The sequence below is a fragment of the Wohlfahrtiimonas chitiniclastica DSM 18708 genome (assembly GCF_000375345.1).
Lineage (GTDB): Bacteria > Pseudomonadota > Gammaproteobacteria > Cardiobacteriales > Wohlfahrtiimonadaceae > Wohlfahrtiimonas > Wohlfahrtiimonas chitiniclastica.
Genome location: NZ_AQXD01000002.1, coordinates 106,040 through 130,248 on the forward strand (window position 1 = coordinate 106,040; position 24,209 = coordinate 130,248).

A 24,209-nucleotide genomic window follows, 5' to 3' on the forward strand; every position below is an offset into this window, starting at 1 on the left:
GGCCATCATGCAGTATCAACACATCATTGAGGCGTTGCCCGCGCCAGATTTTTCAGAGTTTGTGCCGTTAAAGTGGCAACATCATGCTGTGGGCTGTATGCATGCGCGCATTGTGCCATTGTTGGCAAAATATCCACATATTTTTCAAGATGTGGATGGGCAATCCATGCGCTTTACGGATGAGTTTTTAGCGCTCGACATTGCAAAGCGTTCTGCATTGCTTGAGATCGTCAGTCATGATTTAAAGGCGAATCATGTGGTGCCTAATTGGCGAGATGAACTCTTTACTGTGTATTTAGATGCTGCGCGCACTTTGCCACTCTTTCAAATCGAGCGGGGTGTGTTGCCAGTGCTTGGGTTACAAGCGCACGGTGTGCATTTAAATGGTTTCACTTTCATCGAAGGTGAGCCGCACATTTGGATTGCAGAGCGCTCAGCAACGCGCCCGATTGCCCCTTTAAAGTTGGATCAATTGGTGGCAGGTGGCTTGCCTGCCGATCTCACGTTGCTTGAGAATGTTTGTAAAGAAGCCGGGGAAGAAGCCGGCATTCCTGAAGTGGTGGCGCGTACTGCTCAACCCTTTGGCAGCTTGCAATATCTAACGCCCGCTGAAGATGGCTTTGGCATTCGCAATGACATGCTTCATGCCTTTGACATTGAGCTGCCCATTGATTTTATGCCCCACAATCAAGATGGTGAAGTGGCACGCTTTATGCGTTTGCCTTTGCCAGAATTATGGGCAATTTTGAAAAAGCCTGATCAATTTAAACCAAACACAGCTTGGGTGATGCTTCATTTTTTATTGCGCCGCGGTTGGCTAGATGTCTCTGAGGCGGAAGCTCGTTATTTAGCTGAACATTTATCACTTTCAGGAAATTATGCACCACATCATCATTAAGGGTCGCACAGACCCAACGATTGCGGAGGCTTTTGCCATTCGTGATGCTGTATTTACACAAGAGCAAGGCTACGCCGCAGAGATTGACATCGATGATTATGATGACATTGCCCATCATGTGATTGTGTATCAGGGTGATCAAGCCATTGCCACAGCGCGCCTCATTCCTTTGGGGAATATTGGTAAAATAGGGCGCGTTGCGGTGTTAAAGTCTCATCGTGGGCAGGGCATAGGATTGCTTCTGATGCAGGCGCTCATGACGCAGGCAAAACAATTGCCCATCACATCACTTGCGCTCTCGTCACAAGTGCATGCCATTGCCTTTTATGAAAAATTAGGCTTTGTGGCGGAAGGTGAGATTTATCTAGAAGATGGCGAGCCGCACATTCATATGGTGAAAAAACTAGCTTAAGTCTGCCCAATCAATCGGCGTTTTCCCATGTGCGATGAGGTAGGCATTTGCCTTGGAAAATGGGCGCGAGCCAAAAAATCCACGATATGCCGACAAAGGTGAGGGATGCACAGAGGCAATTACGCAGTGCTTTGACTCATCTATGAGGGCGCGTTTCTTTTGCGCATGGCTGCCCCATAAGATAAATACGACATGCTCACAGTTTTGATTGATCATGCGGATGGTTTCGTCCGTTAATTGCTGCCAGCCAATGTGCGCATGGGAAGCGGCTTTTGCAGCTTCAACAGATAGAGAAGTATTCAATAAAAACACTCCTTGCTTTGCCCAATTGATGAGTGAGCCATGAGCGGGCGGCGTAAATCCTTCAATGTCTGTGCTGAGCTCTTGATAGATGTTGCGAAGCGAAGGTGGTACTTTAATGCCATGATGCACAGAAAAAGCAAGGCCATTGGCTTGATTCGGCCCATGATAAGGATCTTGCCCTAAAATCACGACTTTCACTTGATCAGGCGGCGTCAGTTGATAGGCACTGTAGCGCTTAGCCTCTGTTGGATAGATGGTTTTTCCGGCATTTAATTCAGCATTTAAATATGCATAAATGTGTTGGCAATAGGGCTTTTTGCCTTCTGATTGTAGGAAGGGCTGCCAGGATTTTAGGTGGTTTGACATGGATAAATGTTTGACAATAAAATAAATTAATATCCCTGGATTATAACATTTGTTTATAATGCCACCAAATGGCGGTGACACATACAATTTTTACCACTCTATTAATCACTTAATGATTCAGTTTAAAGAGATATAATGATTGTATGTGTCACCGTTTTTTGTTTTTATTTTCCAAGGAATCATTATGAAAATTGGTCATTTAGAGATCAGTCGCACGAGTCAGCCGATTGTGATTGTGGAAATTGGCATCAATCATGAAGGTTCATTACGTACAGCCTGTGAAATGGTGGATGCCGCCCATCAGGCAGGTGCACAAATCATCAAACATCAAACCCATATTGTGGAAGATGAGATGAGTCAAGCGGCTAAATCTGTCATCCCTGGCAATGCAGATGTGTCAATTTACGACATTATGGCGCGCTGTGCGCTCAATGAGCAAGATGAGCGGGCATTAAAAGATTATGTGGAATCTAAGGGGATGGTCTTTATCAGCACGCCTTTTTCACGGGCGGCCGCTGATCGTTTAGAACGTATGAATGTGCCCGCGTATAAAATTGGGTCAGGTGAATGCAATAATTATCCATTGCTTGAACACATTGCAAAATTTGGTAAGCCCATCATTTTAAGTACGGGCATGAATGATTTGGCAAGTGTGCAAAAAGCTGTGGCAATTTTTGAGGCCCATGGGGTGCCGTATGCTTTGCTGCACACCACCAATTTGTATCCAACGCCTGCACATCTGGTGCGTTTAGGGGCGATGGAGGTACTGGCCGATGCATTTGTCAATGCACCGTTTGGGCTTTCTGATCACACCACCTCAAATTTGGCTTGTTTTGCTGCGGTGGCACTGGGCGCTACGCTGTTAGAGCGCCACTTTACGGATCATAAGTCACGCCCTGGGCCAGACATTATCAATTCGATGGATGCCCAAGAATTGTCTGAACTCATTCATGGCAGTCGCCTCATTCATCAAATGCGAGGCGGGGAGAAAAAAGCGGTACCTGAAGAGCAAGTGACCATTGATTTTGCCTTTGCCACGGTTGTCAGCATTCGTAACATCGCTAAAGGTGAAACATTGACGATGGACAATGTATGGGTCAAGCGTCCTGGTACGGGTGACATTAAAGCAGAGCACTTTAAAAGTTTACTGGGTAAAAAAGCAACGCGTGACATTGCCTTGGATGAGCAGTTGCGTTGGAGTGACATCGATGGCTAAAGTCATCTTATTTGTGACTGGTACGCGTGCAGATTTTGGCAAGTTAAAAGCCCTTATTCAAGCCACAGACATGCTAGAAGGGTTTGAGTATCGTCTATTTGTGACGGGCATGCACATGATGGCACGTTATGGTCATACGTATCGGGAGATCGAAAAATCTGGCTTTACAATGGAAAAATATTGTAATCAATACCCCAATGAGCCGATGGATCTCATTTTAGCTAATACCATCAATGGCTTGTCGCGTTATGTGCATGAGATGCGGCCAGATGCCATTGTCATTCATGGGGATCGTGTGGAAGCGCTTGCAGGCGCAATTGTGGGCAGCATCAGCAACATCCGTGTGATTCACATTGAAGGTGGAGAGCGAAGTGGCACCATTGATGATTCATTGCGCCATGCCATTACTAAGTTATCCCATGTACATTGCGTGGCCAATGCAGAGGCAAAAGCACGCGTGATACAGTTAGGTGAAGCTGCGAAATCCATTTATGTGATGGGTTCTGCGGACATTGATTATATGAATCCTGAGCAATTGCCCAACTTAACAGAAGTCAAAGATCGTTATGACATTCCTTTTGATCGCTATCACATAGTTCTCTTTCATCCTGTGACCACAGAAGTTGAGCAGATGGCACAACATGCGCGGGCATTGGTGGATGCATTATTGGCATCTAGCGATGCATTCATTGTGATTTATCCAAACAATGACAATGGCACCCATGACATTTTACGTGAATACGAGCGTTTACAAGGCAATCCACGCATTAAAATTTATCCTTCTGTGCGTTTTGAATATTTTTTAACATTGATTCATCATGCGGTTTCCATCATTGGTAATTCAAGTGCGGGCATTCGGGAAGCGCCGATTTTTGGTGTACCTTCCATCAATATTGGCACGCGTCAAAGCTTGCGCTTTAAGAGTGAATCCATCATCGATTGTGATTATGATCAAAGGGAGATTATGCAGGCGATTGCTACAGTGAATCAATTGACGGAACGCTTTGCAGCGTGTGAGTATTTTGGCACCGGGGACAGTCAGGCACGCTTTTGTCAGATGCTAACCGATGAGGCAATGTGGCAAATGCCGCTGCAAAAAGTGTTTCATGATGTCATGGTGGAGGGATAGCATGATTGGCATCATCACTGCGCGTGGCGGCAGCAAAGGCATTGTACAAAAAAACATTGCGCCCTTAGCCGGCACACCACTGATTGTCTATACATTGCAAGCAGCAATCGATGCTGATGCATTCACGCGCATCATTGTGTCCACTGATTGTGCTGCCATTGCGGATGTGTGTGCAGCATATCCTGTTGAGGTGGTGTTGCGTCCTGCATTACTGGCCACGGACACGGCAAGCAGTGTTGATACGGTTGCACATGTTTTATCTGCTTGCCAAATTCCTGAGACAGAAGATTTTATGCTGCTTCAACCCACATCACCCCTACGTACAGCGGCGCATATTTGTGCCGCCATTGAGTGTTATCAGAGTCAATCAGCTGCAGTTTTGGTGAGTGTATGTGCCACAACGCATCCGCCTCATAAATGTTTGGTGAAGGTTGGGGATGATTATCAGCCGTTGTTTGATTGGGCGCATTTGAGCATGCCAAGGCAACAATTGCCCGAGACACATCACATCAATGGTGCCATATATATCTGCCAAGTGGCTGCTTTTTTAAAGGCGCAGAGCTTTTTTGCAGAGCCATTGGCCATTTATGAGATGGATGCACTGAGCAGCGTGGACATCGACACGCCATTGGATCTGGCATATGCAGAGTTTTTATTGCAGCAGGCGGTGCCATGAAGTCTACTTTATTGAAAGAGAGCAGCATTTATTTAGGCGGAGAATTGATCAGTAAAGCGCTGCCATTTTTATTGTTGCCCTATTTAACGCGCGCCCTTGGCACAGAAGGATTTGGTGAGCTCTCTTATTACATGGTGTGGTTAGCACTCATCACTATTGGCATGAGCATGAGTCAAGAGGGTGCGATTGCTCGGTATTACTATTTTTATGGGCGTCGTGCACTGCCGATGGTGATGTGGGCGGGCTACTTAATGAGCGGGGCTGCGGCATTGGTACTGATGATCATCGCCATCAGTTATGGCTCAGCCGTTGGCATTTATTTAACGCTGATCGCTTTATTGCAAACGGCATTGGGCGTGCAGCTTTCTTTGCGGCAATGCCAGCGACAAAGCGTGGCTTACATTACCATTCAAAGTCTATTTTCTCTCAGCAATGTTGCACTGACGCTGTTTTTCTTGCATGTGTGGCAACCGACAGCAACGCTCGTCAATGATCGTTTGTTGGCAATGTTATTGGCCAATGGTATTGCCTTTATGGTGGCGATCAGATGGGGCAGGCAAACATTAAACATGCGCATTCGTCCATCCTTTCGGCAATTGCGCTTAGGTTTGCAATACATTTTGGCATTTGGTGTGCCGTTGATTTTTCATCATCTGAGTTTTTTTGTCAAAGGGCAGGTGGATCGCTTTTTCATTTATCAACATTATGAGTCCTCTGAGCTTGGGGTTTATTCAGCAGGTGTACAACTTGCTGCGATTCTCCCCATTTTATTGATGGCCGTGAATAAGGCATTATTGCCCCATTTTTATGGCAGCCTTAAACGTAATCAAGCTGCCGTGCGGGCAAAACTCCCTCGTTATTTTGTGATCAGTTTAGGCGGCGTATGTTTACCAGCAATGATTGCTGCGGCACTGCCAAACAGTTTGTATCTATGGTTTTTAGGGGAGCATTATGGCGAGAGCCAATATTACACCGTATTTTATCTTTTAGGATATGGATTGACGGTGCCTTACTTAATTGTGGTCAATTATCTATTTTATTTAGGTTTAAATAAACAGATCGCCGCCGGTAGCTTGATGAGCGCGGTGGTGTACTTAGGATTGCTGCTGATTTTTGGACAGTTTTCCATGCAATGGATTCCGTTTGCTTTGATTTTCAGTAACCTCTTTTTAATTGGGTATTTAGTGCGATGCGTAAAGAAACATTAGAAGCGGTGTTCATCTGTTTGACGCCATTACAGATGGTGATTGCAGAAGCCATCATTCGTAACAATAACATTCAGCGCTATGGCGTGCTTGGCATTTTTGCAGATGAATCGAAGCATAAATATTATTTTGAGCGTTTAACAAAGAATGCAATCTGGCATCACCATTATGTACAGCCCACAGGATTGCATGGATTGTCGGTGATTCGTGCCGTGCGAGCCTTTAGACAAAAGATGCTGCAAGCATTGTCAATGTATACGATTGATACGCTCTATTTGGCATCGATTAGCCATCCGTATCTACAAGCATTGGTGTACCGTCTGCCTTTTGAGGCTTTACATACGTTTGATGATGGTTTAGCAAACATCTATCCGCATTCCCATTATTACGCGGATGATTGTACGCAGGGCTATAAAAAAAGAGTGTGGCAATATTTAGTGGGCAAACATTCAACGCGCGAAATGCGGGCATTGAGTAAAAAGCATTGGACGATTTATGCAAATCATCCGAACATTATTGAGAAGATTGAGCCATTGACATTATTTCCCATTGAAATGGATGATCAGCCACGCACAGGGCAGATCAATATTTTGCTTGGGCAACCATTGTATGAAATGTATCCGCAATGTGATCAAGCCTTTATGGAACAGGTGATTGACGCCTTAAAGATTGAATACTATTTTCCGCACCCGAGAGAAAACTATGTTTTGAATCATATGGTTAATGTGATGGATTCGCCGCTCATTTTTGAAGCGTACGTTGCAAATTTGTATCAAACCCATGATGTGGCGGTGATCAATGTCTATTCATTTTTCAGCTCTGTGTTGGTCAATGTTGCCCATTATCCATTTGTCAAAACATATGCCATTGATGTTGATGCGATTGATCGAGACATTTATGCAGTGCTCGATGCGGTTGGGGTTGAGCGGGTGAAAATATGAAAATATCGGTGATTGTGCCTGTCTATAAGGTCGAAAAATATATTGGCAAATGCATACAAAGTTTATTAGATCAAACCCATACCAATTTTGAAGCTTTAATTGTGGATGATGGCAGTCCTGATCGATCGATTGACATTGCTAAAGAAATGGTGGGGAATGATCCGCGTTTTATTTTCTTAGAAAAAGAAAATGGTGGATTATCCAGTGCCCGAAATTATGGCTTAGATCACGCAACGGGTGATTATATTGCTTTTTTAGATTCAGATGATTGGTTAAAACCCACAACGTTTCAATTATGTTGCACAGCATTTCAGCCAGATGTAGACGTTGTTTTATTCGGCATAGAGGTTGTGAATGAGCAGGGAAATATTCAGCACCATATGATGCCAGATCTACAGGCATATTATGCTCAACAAGATATATTGTTGCTCAATGAAACCATTAATTTCTCGGTATGGAATAAAATGTATCGACAGAGTGTTTGGCAGCATCGTAGATTTGTGACAGGCTTGATTTATGAAGACAAAGAGCTGATGGGCATCTTGTTATATCATAAGAAAATGGTGGTTTTAAAAACAGCGCTGTATTGTTATGTGCAGCGCACAGGATCGATCATGAATTCTTATCATCAAAATACGCTGAACAGTTTGCAATATATTTATGGGCAATATCACAAGTTCTTAGTGAGAGAAGGATTGTTCGATCAATATAAGGATTATTATCAACGAGGTTATATTAAGTATTGTCTGTATAGTATGGCGTTACAAGTGTGTCATTATAAAGGTGATGCTCGTGTATATCGAGATGATATTCTCATGAAATTAGAGACAAGATTGATTTCGATAAAAAATATCATTCATCATTACGGTTTGATGTCTAAATACACCATAGTGTCCGTTGCATTTTTACTCATGCCCAGAATATTTGCCTATGCTCTTAAGAAGTGGAGACATTTATAATGGGTCAGGGGATCAAAAAAATTGCACTCATTGCTGACTCAGAAGGATATGGCGGCTTAGCAAAATCTACTGAAAGATTAACCACTGCACTAGTGGGGCAGGGGGAAAATGCTACAGCATTTTATATCCCCTCTGGGAAGTTTGGTTTTTTACAAAGCTATGTGAGGTTTTTTAGAACATTGCGGAAGTTTGATGTATTGATTTTAATGCATTTTCCTGCAATTTTAATGGGCATTTGCTTACGCATTATGAGATTGCAATCATGCAAAATTAATGTGATCCATACGGATCTCGTAGGGTTTTATCAGCAGTGTTCATGGTTTAAAAAAGGTGTTTTACGATTACTGATCCATTGTATTCGAAATGAAAAAATGGTTTTTGTCTCTTATGAGGCAGCAGAGCGTGCACAAACCTATTTTAATTTAAGTGATGTGCTGACCATTTATAATTTAGTGGATGAGTTTATTGATCCTATGGAAAACAATGGGCAAGGACCAGTACAAAAGAAGCAGTTTTCATTTGGATGTATCGCACGCTTACATGAAAGTAAAAATATTGATGTTTTAATTAAGGTGTTTGCTGCTGTTGCAAAGCAATATCCGGCAGGATTTTTAACATTAAAAATTTATGGTGATGGTCCAGAGTATGCGCGATTGAAAGATTACGCTGCAGGATTTTTAGCACAGAATGTGATTCAATTTTATGGTTATGTTGATGATGTAAAAATCATCTATCCATCACTAGATGCAGTGGTGAGCTTATCGAGTATTGAAGGACTACCATTAGTCATTTTAGAGGGGCTTGGGCATGGTAAACCCATTTTTCATACGGCGTGTCCTTGTGGGCCAATGGAGATTTTAAATCCTAATGTGAATCATCGATGGCAAGAAAATCAATGGTGCATCAGAACACGTTATGGCTTTTTATTGCGTCCTGAACCACAGGTTCAACATTATGTTTGTGAGCTGTCTGAATATCAACATCATTATGTTACAGCATTGGTCAGTTTTATTGAATATTATTTGCATCATGCGATTGAGCAATATGATTTTTCACAATTTTCTCAAGAAAATATTGTCCAAAAATGGCAACAATTAATCAGAGGTGAATAGTATGTTCAGTATTATCATGCCCGTTCATAATGGTGAAGCCTTCATTAAAGCGGCGATTGACAGTGTATTGGCGCAGTCTTATTACGAATATGAGCTCATCATTATCAATGATGCTTCAACTGATCAGAGTCTTGCAATGATTGATGCATATCGAGCTCAAGATGAGCGGATTGTTTTATTGCATTCTCAAGAAAGGGGAGTGGCTGCAGCCCGAAATGTTGGTATTGCTGCAGCAAAGTATCGCTACATTTGTTTTTTAGATTGTGATGATGTGTGGTTGCCACATAAGCTTGAGCAGTCTTTCGCTTACTTTGCACAGGGTCATACGATGCTCTATGCCTTTTACACGCGTTGTAATGCAAAAAATGAGGTTCTCAATCTCGTTAAAGCCCCTTTAGTCATCGATTATGAACATTTATTAAAGGGCAATTGTATTGGCAATTTAACTGGCGCTTATGACAGTACAGTGCTTGGTAAGTTTTATCAGGAAAATATTCGCCATGAAGATTACAGAATGTGGCTCAGTATTGTTAAAAAAGCTGGGTATGGCATCTGTATTCCTGAAAGCTTGGCTTATTACCGTGTGAACGCGGGATCACTTTCGAGTAATAAATTTAAAAGTTTATTGTGGACATGGCGCATGTATCGTAAGCACTTAGGGTATGGTCTGTGGCAATCTTTATATTATTGGTGTCATGCTGTGGTTAGAATGTTGAATAAACGCTTCTAAATGAGAGAAAATTTAGCGAGGTTAATTTCAAAAATGGTTTATACTAGTAACAAGTAATAGTAAAAAATTTATATTATCAATAAAGAATATTGATTAATTAGCAAATACAGTGTGGGGTCTGTTTTGGTAGAGAGTCAGCAGCTTAGGCATTCTCGTTGGTATGAGAGAGTCATTTTTAACTTTTGGTTTCAGATGATACTAGGGTTTATTCTGGTAGGTGTTTTGCCATCCATTATTATTTGGCCTAAATTATTGCATTTAGACCCTATATACTTTTCAGATACCCGTACTTATACAACAGTAGCTAATATTTGTGCTTTTTTCTTGTCTTTTATGCTGTATAAAAAGATTCAAAAATTTCCAGATGCACGATCCATTATCTATTTATTGCCATCTGTTACACTCTCATGGGGTGCAATTATGGGTGGTATTTTTTTGTTAAAAGTGGAGTATTCTCGTACGGTTTTATTAGTGGGATATTTGATCGCCAATACATGGACAGTCCTAGGTTATTATTTAGGTAAGCGTTATTATTGTTTAAAATTAGCGGTTGTGCCCTATGGAAATTATCAAGAGCTCGAGCAATTTAAATCCATCGATACCCGCATTTTAATTGAGCCCACGCTTGGCAATACGCGCTTTGATGCGGTTGTGGCAGATTTACGTAGTGATATGCCAAACGAGTGGCAAACCTTTTTGGCCAATTGTGCACTGGCAAACATCCCTGTGTACCACAGTCGGCAGATGGTGGAACAATTGACAGGGCGCGTTAAGATCACGCATTTGTCTGAAAATATTTTTGGTGCGCTCTATACACGATCCACGTATGGCATGGTCAAACGCTGTGCAGAGATTGTATTTGTGCTCCTGTTGTTACCCATTTGGCTGCCATTGATGTTGATTTTTGGTCTCTTGGTGAAACTTGAGAGTCAAGGGCCAATGTTTTTTACTCAAGAACGTGTAGGGCTTGGGGATCAAGATTTTACTGTGTATAAGCTTCGCAGCATGTGCCAAGATTCCGAAAAACAAGGGGCTCAGTTTGCCACACAAGGGGATGCACGTGTGACGCGTATAGGGAAATTCATCCGTAAAACGCGCATTGATGAGATTCCACAGTTTATTAATATTCTCAAGGGCGACATGAGCCTCATTGGCCCACGGCCGGAACAGCGCGTTTTTGTGGAGCAATTTAAGCAAGAGATTCCTTTTTATTCATATCGTCATGTGGTGCGCCCGGGGATTTCGGGGTGGGCTCAGGTGACGCAAGGTTATGCGGCAAACAGCGATGAAACAAGCATCAAACTAGAATATGATCTCTATTATATTAAGCATTTCTCTTTTTGGCTCGATGTGCTCATTGTGTTTAAAACCATTAAAACAATGCTGACAGGGTTTGGGGCAAGGTAACTAAGGACAATCATGAAAATTCTAATCACAGGCGGCGCAGGCTTTATTGGTTCTGCTGTTGTGCGCCACATCATTGAGCATACACAAGATCATGTGTGTAATATTGATAAATTAACGTATGCAGGTAATTTAGAGTCGCTACGTTCAATAGAAAATAATGAACGTTATCAATTTAAGCAGATCGATATTTGTGATCGCAGTGCGTTAAACAGTGTATTTGAAGCATTTCAGCCAGATTGTGTGATGCATTTAGCCGCAGAATCTCATGTCGATCGGTCAATAGATGGTCCTGCGGCATTTATTGAAACCAACATTGTGGGCACATACACATTATTAGAAGCGGCTCGTCAATATTGGCTCACGTTAGATGATGCTAAAAAAAGCGCTTTTAGATTTCATCACATCTCAACAGATGAAGTTTATGGTGATTTAGCAGGGACTAATGATCTATTTACTGAAACAACAGCCTATGCACCAAGTTCTCCTTATTCAGCGAGTAAAGCGAGTTCTGATCACTTAGTGCGTGCATGGGAAAGAACATATGGTTTACCAACCATTGTGACCAATTGCTCGAATAATTATGGCCCCTATCATTTCCCTGAAAAATTAATTCCATTAATGATCATCAATGCATTAGATGGTAAACCTTTACCCATTTATGGTGATGGTCAGCAAATTCGTGACTGGCTGTATGTAGAGGATCATGCTCGTGCATTATATAAAGTGGTCACAGAGGGGAAAGTGGCACAAACCTATAACATTGGTGGCCACAATGAAAAAGCCAATATTGATGTGGTTAAAACGATTTGTAATATTTTAGATGAATTAAAACCTCGCCAGGATGGCAGTCAATATGCTGATTCAATCACGTTTGTAAAGGATCGTCCAGGACATGATTTACGTTATGCCATTGATGCGAGTAAAATTCAGCGAGAATTGAATTGGGTGCCTAAAGAGACATTTGAAAGTGGCATTCGTAAAACGGTCGAATGGTATCTCAATCATTTAGATTGGTGTCGTAATGTCCAGGATGGTAGCTATCAAAGAGAACGATTAGGAGCAGATGTATGATGAAACAAACAAAAGGCATTATTCTAGCAGGTGGCTCAGGTACGCGCTTGTACCCGATCACTAAGGGCGTGTCAAAGCAACTTTTGCCGATTTATGATAAACCGATGATCTATTATCCACTGTCTGTGTTGATGCTTGCGGGTATTCGTGAAGTATTGGTGATCAGTACACCAGAAGATATGGAAGGTTATCAACGTTTGCTCGATGATGGTTCACAGTTTGGCATTAACATTAGCTATGCAATTCAGCCAAGTCCGGATGGTTTAGCACAGGCTTTTTTAATTGGTGAGGAATTCATTGGTGACAGCAATGTTTGCTTAGTGCTTGGGGACAATATTTTTTATGGCCAAGGTTTTACACCCATGCTGAAAGAAGCAATGAACCGACAAACAGGTGCGACAGTTTTTGGTTATCAGGTGAAAGATCCTGAGCGCTTTGGTGTGGTTGAGTTTAATGAGCACAAACAAGCCATTTCCATTGAAGAAAAACCCACTAAACCACGATCGAACTTTGCAGTGACTGGTTTATATTTCTATGATAATGATGTGGTTAAAATGGCTAAATGTGTCGAGCCCTCACCACGTGGAGAATTAGAAATAACGAGCATTAACCAAGCTTACTTGCAACGTGGTGATTTGCATGTTGAATTAATGGGGCGCGGCTTTGCATGGTTAGATACTGGTACACACGAGAGTTTATTAGAGGCGGGTATGTTTGTCGAGACCATCGAAAAACGCCAAGGTTATAAAATCGCATGTTTAGAAGAGATTGCCTATAACAATGGTTGGCTCACTAAAGAGCAATTATTAATAATTGGGCAAAGCATGAGTAAAAATGCTTATGGACAATACTTATTGAGCTTGCAAGGGTAGATATATGGCATATTTAACACAAATACAATTAGAAAATATGGGATTTAAATCTATTGGTACAAATGTATTAATCAGTGATAAAGCTAGTATTTATAACGCTGATCAAATAGAAATAGGAAATAATTCTCGCATTGATGATTTCTGTGTTGTATCAGGTAAAGTTATTATAGGTAACAATGTACATCTTGCTCCATTTTGTTTAATTGCTGGCGGCAAAGAAGGAATTTTATTTGAAGATTTTTCAGGGGCAGCATATCAAGTCCAAATATTTACACAATCAGATGATTATAGTGGAAAAACATTAACGAATCCTACGATTCCTTTAGAGTATAAGTTAGAGATACGAAAAGCCGTTTATATTAAAAAGCATGTCATTATAGGTGCGGGTTCGATTATATTGCCTGGTATAGTTTTGGAAACAGGCTGCTCAGTTGGAGCTATGTCTTTGGTGAGAAAAAGTACAGAACCATGGGGGGTCTATGTTGGGAATCCTGCAAAGAGATTAAAAGATAGAAAGAAAGATTTATTAATTTTAGAAGAACAGTATTTGGCAGAACTAAAAAATGATTAAATTTAATATTCCACCTGTTATCGGTACAGAAAGTACTTATTTGAATGAATCTATACAAAATCAACACTTATGTGGTGATGGGCCTTATACAAAAAAATGTCAGAAGTGGTTTGAAGATAATTTTAAATCTCAAAAAGTTTTATTAACACCATCGTGTACACATGCTTTAGAAATGGCAGCGATCTTGTTGGATATTCGAGACGGTGATGAAGTTATTATGCCGAGTTATACCTTTGTGAGTACAGCAAATGCTTTTGTATTACGAGGGGCTAAAATTGTATTTGTCGATATCCGCCCTGATACAATGAACATTGATGAAAAAAAAATTGAAGCTGCAATTACTGATAGAACGAAGGCTATAGTTCCTGTGCATTATGCTGGTGTGGCTTGTGAAATGGATACAATTATGTCATTAGCTGATCAGTATAACTTATTTGTAGTGGAAGATGCAGCTCAAGGAGTTATGTCTAACTATAAAGGACGTGCTTTGGGAGCAATAGGTCATTTAGGTGCATATAGTTTCCATGAAACTAAAAACTATACCAGTGGTGGTGAGGGTGGTGCATTATTAATTAATGATGCTAGATTTTTGGAACGTGCAGAAATTATTCGTGAGAAAGGTACGAATAGAAGTCAGTTTTTTAGAGGAATGGTTGATAAATATAGTTGGGTTGATATAGGGAGTAGTTTTTTACCAAGTGAATTGCAAGCAGCATATTTATTTGCACAATTAGAGGCAGCAGATACAATTAACCAAAATAGGTTGTCTGTATGGCAGTTATATTATAATTCTCTAGAATGTTTGCAAGAGCAAGGAAAATTAGAGCTTCCAAATCTTTCTGATGGTATTAAACATAATGCCCATATGTTTTATATTAAAACTAAAAATTTAGAAGAACGAACTCAATTAATGGACTTTTTGAAAAATAATAATATTCAAACGGCATTTCATTATATTCCACTACATTCAGCACAAGCAGGTTATAAGTATTCAAACTTTCACAGTGTAGATGAATATACTACAAAAGAAAGTGAGAGATTATTGAGGTTACCCATGTGGTATGGATTATCACATGAAGATATTGATTTGATTTGTTCAAATATCCTAGCGTTTTATAATAAATGTTGAAAAAATTTTTAATCTATGCAATAGGGCCTATTACTAATGGGATTTTTGCATTAATAACATTGCCAGTATTAACTTGGTATTTCTCTCAAGAAGATATTGGTAAATTTAGTCTATTACAAACACTTCTTAGTTTGGGTGTATTATTGTTTAGTCTAGATTTACATCAGGCTTATGTAAGACATTATTATGATATTCAAGATAAGGGTAGATTGTTTAGACAGTCTTTTTATCCAAGTTTTATTTTTTCTATATTAATTATATGTGTTATATGGGGTATAGATTCACTATTGTCTTATCAATTGATAGGATGGTTTTTCCATCTGCCCGATAACGGTCTGTATCTGTACACTTTAATCAGTTTAACAATTATTTGTTTAGTATTTATTAATTTTTTATCACACCAACTCAGAATGAGCGAGAAAGTAATCGCCTATTCAGTCACGCAAGCACTTTCAAAAGGAATGTTATTAATATTTGTGTTGTTTGGTATTTCTTTATTCGAAGTTTTAGATTTCAAAATATTGGTATTGTTGAATACAGTTGTTACCATTCTTCTTGTATTAATTTTTTTGTTGATTAGTAGAAAAAATTTGTATACCAATTTTATTGGAGATATTTCAATAAAAGAATTGAAAATTTTATTTAAATTTAGTTTGCCATTGATTCTAGGTAGCGCAGCATACTGGGGATTGTTATCACTAGATCGTTTGTTTTTGAATTACTATTCAACTTTATCTGAAATAGCGTTATATTCCATATCAGTTACTGTAGCTTCTAGTTTATTTCTTGTAGTTAGTATTTTCTCTACGATATGGCATCCAACACTGTATAAATGGATTCATAATGGTGTAGATAATAAAAAAATATTTTGTGTAATTTCTAATACAGCATGTCTAGCATTTATTTTGTGGTCATTATTTGGGATGTTATCTTGGGTAGTTCCTTTAATTCTTCCGATAGGTTATGAAGGAATTGATTTATTAATTGTATCTGCTATTGCACTGCCTTTATTTTATTTGATGTCAGAAACAACTATGGTAGGTATTTCAATTACTAAGAAAACCATTTATATAACTATATCATCTGTATGTGCATTATTTATTAATAGTATTTTAAATTTTTATTGGATACCAAAGTATGGTGCGATAGGGGCAACTCTTGCTTCAGCGGCTTCTTTTTTTCTGTTATTTATAATTCGAACAGAGGCTAGTTCTTTTTTATGGAATCGTTTACCAAGAATTCGTATATATATATTAAGCGGTATATATTTATCATATACGGTTTTTTTGTTATTTAATGAAATTGATATCTATATCAGATGTATAGTGTGGATGATATTATTGATATTTTCAATTTTTGTTTTTAGAGAAGATCTACTAAAAGTTAAAGAGGTTTTTAATAGATGTTAATTATTTATTCTGCTTTGGTCTTAGGAGGTATTGAGACTTTTTTTGTACGTCTTTGTGAGCAGAGATACTTAGAGGGTAAGAATACAAAAGTGCTTTTGTTATTTCCTAAATCTAAATCTGACCCTTTTTTAATAGCAAGATTAGAAAAAATAGCGGATATTTACTATCTTTCAGATATAACTTATTTTTGTAATATTTTTTTTTCTTATTTTCCATTATTGGCATTATTTAGGGCGAAAAAAGTAAAAGAGCTTTTTTCTGATGTATCACAAATACATGTTACATCCGGTAGACATGCAGTATTAGCTAACCATTTACAGCATATGATGGGGATGGACTTGTCAATTACAATAGGTGTCTATCACTCCAAAGAGTTTGCATGGAAATATAAAAATTGTGAAAATTTTTATTTTGAGAAAACAAATCGTCGTTTTATATTAGATTTTCTCCCAAAGAAAAATATTTTCTTTTTCTCTGATAGTACGCGTCAATATTATACAGAGTTGTGCAGTAAAAATTTCACTTCATCTCAAATATTTAGATTAGGTGTTATTAATCATGATATTACTATGTCTAGTAAAATATATAACAAACAAAAGATATTAAAAATTGTATCAATTGGGCGTTTAGTTAACTTTAAACAGTATAATTTGTGGATGTTGGATATTATATATGCTTTAAAATCTGACAATATTCAAATATTGTATGATATATATGGGACAGGACCTTTATATGATATTATGAAGTGCAGGATTAATGAGTTAAATTTGCAAAATAATGTTTTCTTAAAAGGAAATTTACCTTATAACGATTTTAACTCGACTGTATTAGGGTATGATATTTTTGTTGGTAGTGGTACTGCAATTGTTCAAGCAAGTGCTTTAGGTGTTGTATGTATTGCTGGTATTGAGTCAGAGAAAAATCCAGTGAGTTATGGTTTCTTTCATGAATGTTATAAATATGAGTACCATAGAAATAACCTTACTTTGCCTAAAGTTCAAGTATTTGATTTAATTCATGATTTTCTGAGTTGGAATAATAGTGAGAAAATATTAATATCTAAAAAACATGTTCTGGCGAGTAAAGATTTTGGAATAGAACAATGTAGTTTAGAATTTTCTAGAGATTATGATATAACAGGTTATTATCAAATATCTAAATTTAAATATGTATTAAGTGAGTTAGTATTTTTTTTATACTCTAAAATGAAAAAATTTAATAGGTATAACTAGTGAGTAAGCATATTAGTACGTTTTTTTGTGGTATAACGATTATACTGATAGCGCTTTTAGTAGGACTTAGAGGTGATACGCCAGATACTCAGGTATATTGGTATGTTTATCAAAATATACAATTATATAATTTATCTAATCCTTTGTTATTCTATAGTCAGACTGGTATGGAAATTGCCTTTGGTTGGTATAGCTCTTTTATGCATCTTCTAGGCGCCAATAATATTTTTTTCTTTTCTTTTTATTCCTTTCTTATTTTATTAACAATTGTTAAATTATCTAGGTATATTCATGTATCTTTATTTTATGTGATGCTATCTTACTTATCAAGCAGTTATTTTTTTATTCAACAGTTCATGCAGATAAGGCAAGGATTAGCTATATCTGTAACAATGTTAATTTGCATTGCAATATTACATAGAAGGTTTACTCATTGTAAATTGCTTTATCTATTCTTGATGCTATGTATTTTAATTCATCAAACCTCTATAGTTTTGATTGTTATATTTATGTTGTTTATTTTCTATGAAAAATTTACTGTTTTAAAATCAAGTGTGTTAATTAATATACTGCTTATTATTTTTATTATATTTATGATAAAATATATAGTTATGCCTCAGCTTATAATTTTAAGCTCCAGGGTGGCTAGTTATAGCGAAATTAGTGAGTATTCTTTTGATCGCTCACTTTTATCATTACCTAATATTCGTGCGATGTTGATATTGATATTTATTTATTTATTAACAAATAGAAAATTATATTCAGTTTTGACTTATAGATTTTTATTTTTTTGTATAGTATTAGCTGTTATATTTCGGATAGGGTTTTCAGAGTTTGCTATTTTAAATGGTCGAATATCTATTGTGGCCTCATTTGCTGAGGTTTTTATCATACCGATGGTATTGTTATATCGGTTTAGCTTTCATTCTAGACTAATATTAATAATTATTTGGTTTGTAATGCAGGGATATATTTCTCTTTTTATACAATCTGCTATATTAATAGATACATATTTTAAGCCATTGGTGAGTATTTGATATGCAATTTTCGATTTTATGCTCTATTTATTATAAAGAACAATCAGAGCATCTCTCTCAAGCATTATATAGCATTTGGGATGCACAAACGATTCATCCTACAGAAATTGTGTTGGTCAAAGATGGTCCATTGACACCTGCCTTAGATGCAGTGATTGCTGAGTGGCAATTAAAACTCGGTGATATATTTAAGGTTATTGCTTTAGAAAAAAATGTTGGATTAGGCAAGGCATTGAATGAAGGATTAACTCATTGCTCATATGATTGGATATTCCGTATGGATACAGATGACATTGCTGTCCCTAATCGCTTTGAGTTGCAGATTCAATATATTAAAAATCATCCAGATATCGCATTACTTGGCGGACAGATTGCAGAATTTATGGGGGAAGAGAGTCATATTACAGGATGTCGAATGGTGCCAGAAACCACAACTGATATTGCCGAATATGCTAAATCCCGCAATCCATTTAATCATCCAACTGTAGCGATGAAGAAGAGTGTGGTGCAAACAGTGGGGCAGTATCAGCATCATTTATTGATGGAGGATTATAATCTATGGCTACGCGTTATTGCTGCGAGCTATGAGGTTGCGAATCTACCAGATATATTATTATATATGCGCTCAGATGGTTTACATGGTCGGCGCCGTGGTTGGGTCTATGTTCAAAGCGAATGGCAGATGCTTCAATTAAAAAGAACGTTAAAGCAGCAATGCTTACCTAAAGCATTGCCACTATTCATAGTGCGAGCAAGTGTACGATTATTACCTGCGTCTTTATTGCAAAAATTGTATAAACTATTGCGTAAAGGTAATCACTGATTTTTATAAAGTAATGAATATGATCAAAAAAGCCATCCTCCCTGTTGCCGGTTTAGGCACCCGATTTTTACCCGCAAGCAAAGCCATTCCTAAAGAGATGGTGACGGTTGTGGATCGCCCTGTGATTGAATACGTGGTCAAAGAAGCTGTCAAAGCGGGCATCACAGAAATCATTTTGGTGACGCATTCCTCAAAAGCGTCGATTGAAAACTATTTTGATCGCAACTTTGAGCTTGAAACCACATTGACTCAGAAAAAGAAATTTGATCTCCTCGAAGAAATTACTAACATTGTGCCGAGCAATGTGAGCATTGTTGCGGTGCGCCAGCCTGAGCCCCTTGGCCTTGGGCATGCGGTTTTGTGTGCAAAAAGTGTGATTGGCGATGATGATTTTGTGGTGTTATTGCCAGATGTGCTCATTAAAAACAGTGAGGCAATGCATGATTTAACTTTGATGATCGAGCGCTTTGATGCCACGAATCATGCTCAAATTATGGTGGAAGCGGTGCCAAAACATTTAGTCGATCAATATGGCATTGTGGATGTTGAGCAGACACCCGAAGAGGGGCAAAGCATTGTGATGCGTGGAATTGTGGAAAAACCCGCCATTGAGGCTGCACCCTCTAACTTATCCGTAGTGGGGCGCTATGTGTTGCCAGCACGCATCATGGCGCTGTTAGAACAAACACCAAAAGGCGCAGGCAATGAGATTCAGCTCACGGATGCGATTGCAATGCTACAAAAAGAAGCGCCAATTGAGGCGTACCGCATGCAAGGGCAAACCTTTGATTGCGGTAGTAAATTGGGGTATCTCAAGGCAGTATTGCATTATGGGGTGGATCATCCGACCCTTGGGGCAGATTTTAAAGCAATGATTGACGAGTTAAAATAATGCACATTACGATGATTGGGCAAACGTTGCAGGCAAATGTCTTAACTGAACTGTTCAGTGCTGTGGGTAATTGTGTGCATCATGAGCCGACTTTAAAAGGCATCGCGATTGATCAGCTGCCTACGCACATGGATGTGTTGTGTTTATGTGTGCCATCTCATCAATTTGAGCAGGCGTGTGAATTTTTACAGAAATTTCAAAATCATACTGCACCAAAGCTCATGATCAATGGTGCCACTTTTGGTTTACATGGCACTGCGCAATTGGCAAAAATGTATGATCAAGCGCCATGGTGTTATCTGCCCGATACCATTCAAGAGGGCAATGCCGTGGACAGCTTTGTGGATGCTAAACAGATGATTGTGGGCTGTGATGATGAGCATGCCCGCCCATTGATGCAAGAGCTATTGCGTCCGTTTTTCCCGCGCCCGCAGCAAATTTTATGGATGCCATTGCTTGATGCGGAGCTCACCAAGCTCTCCATTTCTGGCATGCTTGCAACGCGCATCAGCTATATGAATGATTTGGCCAACATTGCTGAGAAGTTGGGCGTGGACATTTTAAACGTTCAGCAAGGCATGGCCGCAGATACGCGCATTGGCGGCAGTTATCTATCTGCAGGTGTTGGCTTTGGTGGCGCGAATTTTTCCCATGACATCACCATGCTCGCTTCAGAAGTGGCACAAAATGGTGGAAAAAGTCGTTTACTTCAGCAAGTGTGGGACATCAATGAGGATCAAAAAGAGATCCTATTTCGTAAGCTTTGGCACCATTTTGCCACGGATTTACAGGGCAAAGTGATCGCCATTTGGGGGGCGGCATTTAAAGAGAACACTGCAAGTATTCAGCATTCGCCCATTCATAAGATGCTGAGCGCACTCTGGGCACAAGGCGCGATTGTTAAGCTGCATGATCCGAAAGCATTACCTAAAATTGCTGCGCAATATNGTGAGCGAACGGATTTAATCCTGTGTGAGGATGCGTATGATGCTGCAATGGATGCCGATGCTTTGTGTGTATTGACGCCATGGCAAGCATATTTCAGCCCGGATTATCAGCGGTTAAAAGCTGTGATGCGTCAGCCCTTATTATTAGATGGGCGTAACATCTATGATCCCACATATGTGACAGCACAAGGATTCATCTATGAAGGAGTGGGGCGCCGATGAAAACATTAAAAGAATTGGCAGAACAATTAAAGAGGGTGGATTTATCCACACTGTTTGCCAATGATCCGATGCGCTTTGATGCCTTTTCCCGTACATTTGATGGCTTACTTTTAGATTTTAGTAAGCAGCGACTGACTGCGGAAGTGCTCGATGCATTAGAAGCATTGACCGTGCAGCATGATTTACAACATTGGATGGCTCAGCTTTTTTCTGATCAACCCATCAATGAGACAGAGCAGCGTGCCGCGATGCATTGGGCATTGAGAGTACCGCACGATGACACAAAATTACCGCACATTAATGAGGCAGTGCATGCTCAGCTTGAGCGCATGTCTGCACTCGTCAATAAAATTCATGCAGGGCAATGCCGAGGTGCCACCGGTGAGGTGATCACGGATGTGGTGAACATTGGCGTGGGCGGCTCAGATTTAGGTCCCTTAATGGTGACCCATGCATTGTCAGATTTTAAAGTGCCAACGGCCAAGCCACTGAATATGCACTTTGTCTCCACAATGGATGGCAGCCAGCTCTCTGCATTGCTCCATCAATTGCGCCCAGAGACGACGCTTTTTATCATCTCCTCCAAATCCTTTGGCACCATTGATACTTTATCAAATGCGCAAACGGTGCGTGTGTGGTTAGAAAATGCCCTAGGGCACAGTGAACAGGTGTTAAAAAATCACTTTGTGGGTGTGTCCACCAATGTTGAGAAAATGACGGCGTGGGGCATTCATCCCGATCATCAGCTGTTGCTCTGGGATTGGGTGGGCGGTCGTTATTCATTGTGGTCGTGCATTGGTTTACCGATTGCGTTAACCATTGGTGTGGCAGGCTTTCAAGCGCTTTTAGCAGGTGCACATGCGATGGATGAGCACTTTAGAACGGCGCCTTTTAAAGAAAACCTCCCCATGTTACTGGCGATGATTGGTATTTGGAATGCCAACCATCTCAACATTCAAACCCATGCTGTTTTACCCTATGATGGTCGCTTAAAGTATTTTGCCGCTTATTTGCAGCAATTAGAGATGGAGTCGAACGGTAAATCAGTGCAGCGAAATGGCGAGGATGTTGAGTGGAGCACGTGCCCAATTGTCTGGGGTGAAGTGGGGCCCAATGCACAGCACGCGTTTTATCAATTATTGCATCAAGGCACCCATGCGGTCAGTTGCGATTTCATTGCACCCATTGAGCGCTATACCGCTAAGCAATTTACCTATGCGGAGAGTGAATCTGCCCTCATTGAGCAGCACCATTTAGCCTTGGCCAATTGCTTGGCGCAATCTCGATTGTTGGCGTTTGGCAGTCAATCCTTATCTCAGGCTGAATTGGCAAACTTGCCAAAATATCAGCATTATGCGGGCAATCAACCGAGCTCAACACTGTTGATGGATGAGTTGAACCCGCGCACTTTGGGTATGTTGATTGCGCTGTATGAGCATAAAGTGTTTGTACAGTCTGTGATTTGGCGCATCAATCCCTTTGATCAATGGGGGGTTGAAAAGGGTAAAGCCATTGCCAATCAAATTTTACCCATTTTAGCAGGGCAATCGCTGGATTCAGCGGATCTCGATGGCTCAACGCAAGGCTTATTACAACGATTAATGGATAAAAATTATGGCTAATATTTTAGTGACAGGGGGCGCAGGTTACATTGGCTCTCACACTTGTGTGGAATTGTTAGAGGAAGGGCACACTGTTGTGGTGCTTGATAATTTATCGAACAGTTCAGAAGAATCATTGCGCCGCGTGATGGAATTAACGGGACGGAATGTGACCTTCATTCAAGGGGACATTCGGGATGAGGCGGCATTAGATGCGCTGTTTAGCAATCACTCAATTGATGCGGTGATCCACTTTGCAGGTTTAAAGGCAGTGGGCGAGAGTCAAGAAATTCCGCTGGTATACTTTGACAATAACATTGCAGGCTCAATTGCCTTGACCAAAGCGATGGCAAAAGCAGGTGTGTTTCATTTGGTATTCAGTTCATCGGCCACGGTGTATGATGAAGCGAATGTTTCACCACTGAATGAAGAGATGCCAACGGGCATGCCATCGAACAATTATGGTTACACAAAATTGATTGTGGAGCAGTTATTGCAAAAGCTCTCCATGGCTGATGCGCGCTGGTCGATCGCTTTATTGCGTTATTTTAATCCGGTGGGCGCCCATAAAAGTGGCCGCATTGGGGAAGATCCGCAAGGCATCCCCAATAACCTCATGCCGTACATTACGCAAGTGGCTGTTGGCATGCGTGCGGAACTCTCCATTTTTGGCAATGATTATGACACCATCGATGGTACAGGTGTGCGTGATTATATCCATGTGGTGGATTTGGCCAAAGCGCATTTGTGTGCACTCAATAATCGTTTAAATGAAACGGGTTGCCGTGCATGGAACATCGGAACGGGTAACGGCCATTCAGTCTTACAGGTGAAAAATGCTTTTGAGTCAGTCAATGGTGTACCTGTACCCTTTAAATTTGCACCGCGCAGAGCAGGGGATGTGGCGACTTCATACGCAGATTGTAGTCGTGCTAATCGTGAGCTCAACTGGCATGCAGAACATACATTAGAAGACATGCTCCGTGACAGCTGGCATTGGCAGCAGCAAAATCCAAAAGGTTATCGATAGTTTGAAATGAAAAAGCCGA

24 protein-coding genes are annotated in these 24,209 nt (G+C 40.0%); 23 read left to right on the plus strand and 1 reads right to left on the minus strand.

The annotated features are described in order from the left end of the window. Window positions 1-7: 7 nt before the first annotated feature. Window positions 8-898 (plus strand): NUDIX hydrolase, encoded by an 891-nt coding sequence (locus B143_RS0105025; RefSeq protein WP_018122449.1) that lies wholly within the window; start codon window positions 8-10, stop codon window positions 896-898. Beyond that, complete coding sequence (locus B143_RS0105030) at window positions 879-1,310, plus strand: GNAT family N-acetyltransferase (protein WP_018122450.1); 432 nt, start codon at window positions 879-881, stop codon at window positions 1,308-1,310. The genes B143_RS0105025 and B143_RS0105030 overlap by 20 nt, the downstream gene beginning before the upstream one ends. Here B143_RS0105030 and ung read toward each other — a convergent pair. After that, window positions 1,302-1,979: a uracil-DNA glycosylase gene (gene ung, locus B143_RS0105035; RefSeq protein ID WP_018122451.1), complete on the minus strand. Its 678-nt coding sequence runs from the start codon at window positions 1,977-1,979 to the stop codon at window positions 1,302-1,304. The genes B143_RS0105030 and ung overlap by 9 nt on opposite strands. 184 nt (window positions 1,980-2,163) lie before the next feature. Between ung and B143_RS0105040 the strand changes: the two genes are divergently transcribed. From B143_RS0105040 to galE, 21 genes are all read left to right on the plus strand, one after another. Beyond that, window positions 2,164-3,195 (plus strand): N-acetylneuraminate synthase family protein, encoded by a 1,032-nt coding sequence (locus B143_RS0105040; RefSeq protein ID WP_018122452.1) that lies wholly within the window; start codon window positions 2,164-2,166, stop codon window positions 3,193-3,195. Continuing rightward, on the plus strand, window positions 3,188-4,324 hold the full coding sequence (gene neuC, locus B143_RS0105045) for a UDP-N-acetylglucosamine 2-epimerase (protein ID WP_018122453.1): 1,137 nt from the start codon (window positions 3,188-3,190) through the stop codon (window positions 4,322-4,324). The genes B143_RS0105040 and neuC overlap by 8 nt, the downstream gene beginning before the upstream one ends. A gap of 1 nt (window position 4,325) precedes the next feature. Further along, a complete protein-coding gene (locus tag B143_RS0105050; protein WP_018122454.1) occupies window positions 4,326-5,000 on the plus strand; it encodes an acylneuraminate cytidylyltransferase family protein in 675 nt (224 codons plus the stop codon). Continuing rightward, a complete protein-coding gene (locus B143_RS0105055; RefSeq protein WP_018122455.1) occupies window positions 4,997-6,208 on the plus strand; it encodes an oligosaccharide flippase family protein in 1,212 nt (403 codons plus the stop codon). Before B143_RS0105050 ends, B143_RS0105055 begins: the two co-directional genes overlap by 4 nt. Next, entirely contained in the window at window positions 6,190-7,146 is a 957-nt protein-coding gene (locus tag B143_RS0105060) for a glycosyltransferase family 52 (RefSeq protein WP_018122456.1), read from the plus strand. The genes B143_RS0105055 and B143_RS0105060 overlap by 19 nt, the downstream gene beginning before the upstream one ends. Next, complete coding sequence (locus tag B143_RS09725; RefSeq protein ID WP_018122457.1) at window positions 7,143-8,105, plus strand: glycosyltransferase family 2 protein; 963 nt, start codon at window positions 7,143-7,145, stop codon at window positions 8,103-8,105. Before B143_RS0105060 ends, B143_RS09725 begins: the two co-directional genes overlap by 4 nt. Next, entirely contained in the window at window positions 8,105-9,217 is a 1,113-nt protein-coding gene (locus B143_RS0105070; RefSeq protein ID WP_018122458.1) for a glycosyltransferase, read from the plus strand. The genes B143_RS09725 and B143_RS0105070 overlap by 1 nt, the downstream gene beginning before the upstream one ends. A gap of 1 nt (window position 9,218) precedes the next feature. Then, complete coding sequence (locus tag B143_RS0105075; protein ID WP_018122459.1) at window positions 9,219-9,947, plus strand: glycosyltransferase family 2 protein; 729 nt, start codon at window positions 9,219-9,221, stop codon at window positions 9,945-9,947. A 420-nt stretch (window positions 9,948-10,367) separates the two neighbouring features. Continuing rightward, the gene (locus B143_RS0105080) at window positions 10,368-11,354 is read left to right on the plus strand and encodes an exopolysaccharide biosynthesis polyprenyl glycosylphosphotransferase (protein WP_018122460.1); all 987 of its coding nucleotides are present in this window, start codon (window positions 10,368-10,370) and stop codon (window positions 11,352-11,354) included. A gap of 12 nt (window positions 11,355-11,366) precedes the next feature. Beyond that, window positions 11,367-12,425 (plus strand): dTDP-glucose 4,6-dehydratase, encoded by a 1,059-nt coding sequence (gene rfbB / locus B143_RS0105085; protein ID WP_018122461.1) that lies wholly within the window; start codon window positions 11,367-11,369, stop codon window positions 12,423-12,425. After that, a complete protein-coding gene (gene rfbA / locus B143_RS0105090; protein ID WP_018122462.1) occupies window positions 12,422-13,297 on the plus strand; it encodes a glucose-1-phosphate thymidylyltransferase RfbA in 876 nt (291 codons plus the stop codon). The genes rfbB and rfbA overlap by 4 nt, the downstream gene beginning before the upstream one ends. A gap of 4 nt (window positions 13,298-13,301) precedes the next feature. Then, window positions 13,302-13,868 carry an acyltransferase gene (locus tag B143_RS0105095; protein WP_018122463.1) on the plus strand — a complete coding sequence of 189 codons (567 nt, stop codon included), beginning with the start codon at window positions 13,302-13,304 and terminating at the stop codon, window positions 13,866-13,868. Continuing rightward, window positions 13,861-14,997 carry a dTDP-4-amino-4,6-dideoxygalactose transaminase gene (gene rffA / locus B143_RS0105100; RefSeq protein ID WP_018122464.1) on the plus strand — a complete coding sequence of 379 codons (1,137 nt, stop codon included), beginning with the start codon at window positions 13,861-13,863 and terminating at the stop codon, window positions 14,995-14,997. Before B143_RS0105095 ends, rffA begins: the two co-directional genes overlap by 8 nt. Next, entirely contained in the window at window positions 14,991-16,406 is a 1,416-nt protein-coding gene (locus tag B143_RS0105105; RefSeq protein WP_018122465.1) for a lipopolysaccharide biosynthesis protein, read from the plus strand. Before rffA ends, B143_RS0105105 begins: the two co-directional genes overlap by 7 nt. Continuing rightward, window positions 16,400-17,638, plus strand: a complete 1,239-nt coding sequence (locus B143_RS0105110; RefSeq protein ID WP_018122466.1) for a glycosyltransferase — start codon at window positions 16,400-16,402, stop codon at window positions 17,636-17,638. Before B143_RS0105105 ends, B143_RS0105110 begins: the two co-directional genes overlap by 7 nt. Then, window positions 17,638-18,675 carry an EpsG family protein gene (locus B143_RS0105115; RefSeq protein WP_018122467.1) on the plus strand — a complete coding sequence of 346 codons (1,038 nt, stop codon included), beginning with the start codon at window positions 17,638-17,640 and terminating at the stop codon, window positions 18,673-18,675. The genes B143_RS0105110 and B143_RS0105115 overlap by 1 nt, the downstream gene beginning before the upstream one ends. A 1-nt stretch (window position 18,676) precedes the next feature. Then, a complete protein-coding gene (locus tag B143_RS0105120; RefSeq protein ID WP_018122468.1) occupies window positions 18,677-19,498 on the plus strand; it encodes a glycosyltransferase in 822 nt (273 codons plus the stop codon). Between the two features lie 19 nt (window positions 19,499-19,517). Further along, window positions 19,518-20,390 carry a UTP--glucose-1-phosphate uridylyltransferase GalU gene (gene galU, locus B143_RS0105125; protein ID WP_018122469.1) on the plus strand — a complete coding sequence of 291 codons (873 nt, stop codon included), beginning with the start codon at window positions 19,518-19,520 and terminating at the stop codon, window positions 20,388-20,390. Next, complete coding sequence (locus B143_RS0105130; protein WP_018122470.1) at window positions 20,390-21,559, plus strand: UDP binding domain-containing protein; 1,170 nt, start codon at window positions 20,390-20,392, stop codon at window positions 21,557-21,559. The genes galU and B143_RS0105130 overlap by 1 nt, the downstream gene beginning before the upstream one ends. Next, window positions 21,556-23,181 carry a glucose-6-phosphate isomerase gene (gene pgi, locus B143_RS0105135; protein ID WP_018122471.1) on the plus strand — a complete coding sequence of 542 codons (1,626 nt, stop codon included), beginning with the start codon at window positions 21,556-21,558 and terminating at the stop codon, window positions 23,179-23,181. The genes B143_RS0105130 and pgi overlap by 4 nt, the downstream gene beginning before the upstream one ends. Beyond that, complete coding sequence (gene galE / locus B143_RS0105140; RefSeq protein ID WP_018122472.1) at window positions 23,174-24,190, plus strand: UDP-glucose 4-epimerase GalE; 1,017 nt, start codon at window positions 23,174-23,176, stop codon at window positions 24,188-24,190. Before pgi ends, galE begins: the two co-directional genes overlap by 8 nt. The last annotated feature ends 19 nt before the right edge of the window (window positions 24,191-24,209 follow it).